Raw genomic sequence first — 2,847 nt, forward strand, 5'->3', positions numbered from 1 at the left:
AACCGTTGCCGTTCTTGAGAACTGTTCGCTAGTCTCACAGCGATCGTACTTTTTGACCTGCTTAGTCTAAACTCCAATTGTTACCGAGATTGCCATCATTAGCAGTTTTTGTGTCGTGGCAATGTCGATGGAGTCATTGCCAATTATCATACGATTCCCTTCCACTTTGCGATTTGGGGATGACGTGATCAACCTCTATCTTTGAAGTAGTTATCGCAGTGATCACATTTCCATTTTTGTCCCTTGAGTAGTTTAGACACTTTTACGGGTATTTCGAGGCGTACTCCCATTCTTGAACTGGAGCATCTCAATGAAAGCAGGCAAGCTAGAAATTGGAGTGGGGAGTCAGGAGCCAGGAGGAAAGAGGAAGAAGGAAAGAGCCAGAATAAGTGTTTTTACAAATATGAGATGCTCCCAACCCACGCGACTTATTTATTACTTGTACAACTTTTCTGTAGTGTCTTTTGTGACTTTCATTGCTGGGGGTGATAATAGTGTGAAGTTCCAGGATTTTGCCATTAACTTTGCCTGATGTGTTTTGCCCAACAGGGAATTGTCTGATGTTTAATCCTAAGAAATCGAACCCGGGTTTTTCATTTAGGGTAAGCCCATTTTAACGAGAGTCCAAAGTATGCTAAAGTTAAAATCGTTCGGCATTTGGGAGTAATTGTTGTAACTGTTCATAGGGTAGACCAAGTAATCGCTGTGTTTCTTGATGATTCTCTTCAATATAATTCAGTATCTCGCTCATGTTTATGTTTAAAAAAATGTCTGTTATGTTCTTTTCCCACATAAGGGGAATATTTGGGAGATATCTAAAGAATAGTGCCTAAAAAGAATTGAGACATAAATGCCTAATCTTCATTTAGAATTTTCCCGAAAACAACCCGACTATAACTTAATTAAATTAGTAGGGCACTCGATAAATATATATTACTGTAAATCGATTTTTTATATTAATTTCAGAGCTAGAATATTTATGGCATCACCTCTTAAATCAAGGAAAATTAATAATTAAATGGGGTCGCCCAATCAAAAACAAGGGTAATGCTTGTATGACAGTTTAAATGTGCAACCGCTTAGACGTGCTACGTGGTTCTAAAAATCAAAAATTTTTGCAATGCCAGCACCACCAACTTTCTACTTATGGAATTAGTCAAGACTGAAGTATAGACAATTTATTAGAGGAAGCCTACTCTGCCGCATATCTTAGCCGTATCATGTGTTGCTTAGTTCACCCTACTTCAGGCCGTTTCACCTGAGTTCGGCTCAGTCGAGGCAACTGCTAGTAATTGAGCAGCCTGCACGTTACTCATTGCAACTTCCCAAATGCCTTTTGCACAATAGCTGTAAAAGTCACGAACAGGCAGAAACAATGAAAGCTACTGGTAAGGTGTATACAATTGATTTGGCTGGTAATCAGTATCAAAGCCCTCGCTATTTGCAAAGTCGGGCCAGGATTAACTCGCTCATCGACCATTATATGTCATTGGAAGTTTTGAGCGATCGACTTTCCGATCTACCCCAGCAATTTTCCACCCCGCATCCCCGCCCTTGGGAACCCATAGATTGGCAAAGAATCAATCGCGACCAAATTATTGGTGTCAAGCCAGAAATCTTTTTGCAAATATTGGCAAGTGCGGCAGAAATTGAAGCTCCCATCCGCAGCTACGGTAGAGAAAGCTGGTGCTACTTACAGCATATTTACCCGCAAATGGCGCGGTTTATGGGAGGAATTTCTGATGACAATGGCAACATTCTAGAGATAGGTGTCTGGGAAAAAGAAGAACGCCAACATTGCCCGACATTTAGGAAAATTTACCAGCAACTTACAGGGGAAAAACTGCAAGTAAAACCCAACTCTGTGAATGGCTGTCAATCCACAGGTGACGCTTGGCAAGATACCTATAAACACGTGATTAGTCGCCTGAGTACCGAGTGGGGAGCTACTTCTGTTTATTTATGGTTGATGGTACACTCAACTGGAGCGTTGCAACAGGCAATTTCCCAGCCTTTACAGGATGAACTCAATCATTTGGCTAAGTTTTGGGGTTTCAGTCGCTGGGCATTCTCCCAGAGTTACTTCAATCAACTAAAAGGCTCTACCAAAAACTTGATTGCTTTGCTGAAACACCATCAGATTGAACGCACGCACGGTAACGATGTGTTTAATACTTCACTTAGTCTCAAACAGCTTTCTTTGGTGTTGGAATTGACTTTTACATTCACACGAGTGATGGTGCGTTTGCGGCGCTGGAACCGGGAGCTCAGTCGTAGTTATCTCAGACATTTGTTTGGTACTGCGCCGATGGTTGATGCACCGCGCAAGGTCGCTTAAATCTGAGATATTGCATGAGATTCATGAACAGGCAAGATGCCTGTTCCACAAGAGTTCAATTTTATTGGGTTAAGGTGTACCCTAAGCACCCAGCTATGTTAAAGTGCTGACAGATATACTCGTTTTAATCTTGAAGAATACAGCGCATGAATCAAAGTTTAATGAATCTGTAACGATCGCACTTCAGAGACAATTGAAATTAAAAGGTACTATCGATCATGCAAATTACGATCGACCTTCCCGACAATCTCCCCCTGACTGAAGTTAAATTTATCATTCCCATTGACAGATAGACTCTGGTTTGAGAGGGCAAATTTCAGGAGCGATCGGATTTCCGTTGAGATGGAGTTTTTTCAGGTTAGTCAGGGATGCTAGCGGTTTGATATCGCTGATTTGATTCTTGTCGAGATAGAGAGAGTTAAGGTTAGTCAGGGAGGGAGTATGTCACTTTTGTAGTGAGTAATTATACTCATGCAGCTTGTCTCTGATTTCCAATTAAGCCATTCAAG

The 2,847-nt window shown here is 41.3% G+C and carries 4 protein-coding genes; 2 read left to right on the top strand and 2 right to left on the bottom strand.

The features are described 5' to 3' along the window. Positions 1-133: 133 nt before the first annotated feature. The gene (locus QUB37_RS29410) at positions 134-226 is read right to left on the bottom strand and encodes an HNH endonuclease (RefSeq protein WP_333168740.1); all 93 of its coding nucleotides are present in this window, start codon (positions 224-226) and stop codon (positions 134-136) included. A gap of 841 nt (positions 227-1,067) precedes the next feature. On the opposite strand from QUB37_RS29410, the gene QUB37_RS29995 reads away from it, so the two are divergent. Then, positions 1,068-1,166, top strand: a complete 99-nt coding sequence (locus QUB37_RS29995; RefSeq protein ID WP_445243688.1) for an RQC domain-containing protein — start codon at positions 1,068-1,070, stop codon at positions 1,164-1,166. 56 nt (positions 1,167-1,222) lie between these two features. Further along, positions 1,223-2,338 carry a hypothetical protein gene (locus QUB37_RS29415; RefSeq protein WP_333168742.1) on the top strand — a complete coding sequence of 372 codons (1,116 nt, stop codon included), beginning with the start codon at positions 1,223-1,225 and terminating at the stop codon, positions 2,336-2,338. A 273-nt stretch (positions 2,339-2,611) separates the two neighbouring features. Here the strand turns inward: QUB37_RS29415 and QUB37_RS29420 are convergent, their stop codons facing one another. Next, on the bottom strand, positions 2,612-2,770 hold the full coding sequence (locus QUB37_RS29420; protein ID WP_333168744.1) for a leucine-rich repeat domain-containing protein: 159 nt from the start codon (positions 2,768-2,770) through the stop codon (positions 2,612-2,614). Positions 2,771-2,847 lie beyond the last annotated feature (77 nt).

Origin of the sequence: Microcoleus sp. AT3-A2 (assembly GCF_036705685.1) — a bacterium.
Lineage (GTDB): Bacteria > Cyanobacteriota > Cyanobacteriia > Cyanobacteriales > Microcoleaceae > Microcoleus.

Bases quoted from the DNA above. Each gene is read 5' to 3' on its own strand.
- QUB37_RS29995 (WP_445243688.1), top strand. From the start codon at position 1,068: ATGTGCAACCGCTTAGACGTGCTACGTGGTTCTAAAAATCAAAAATTT.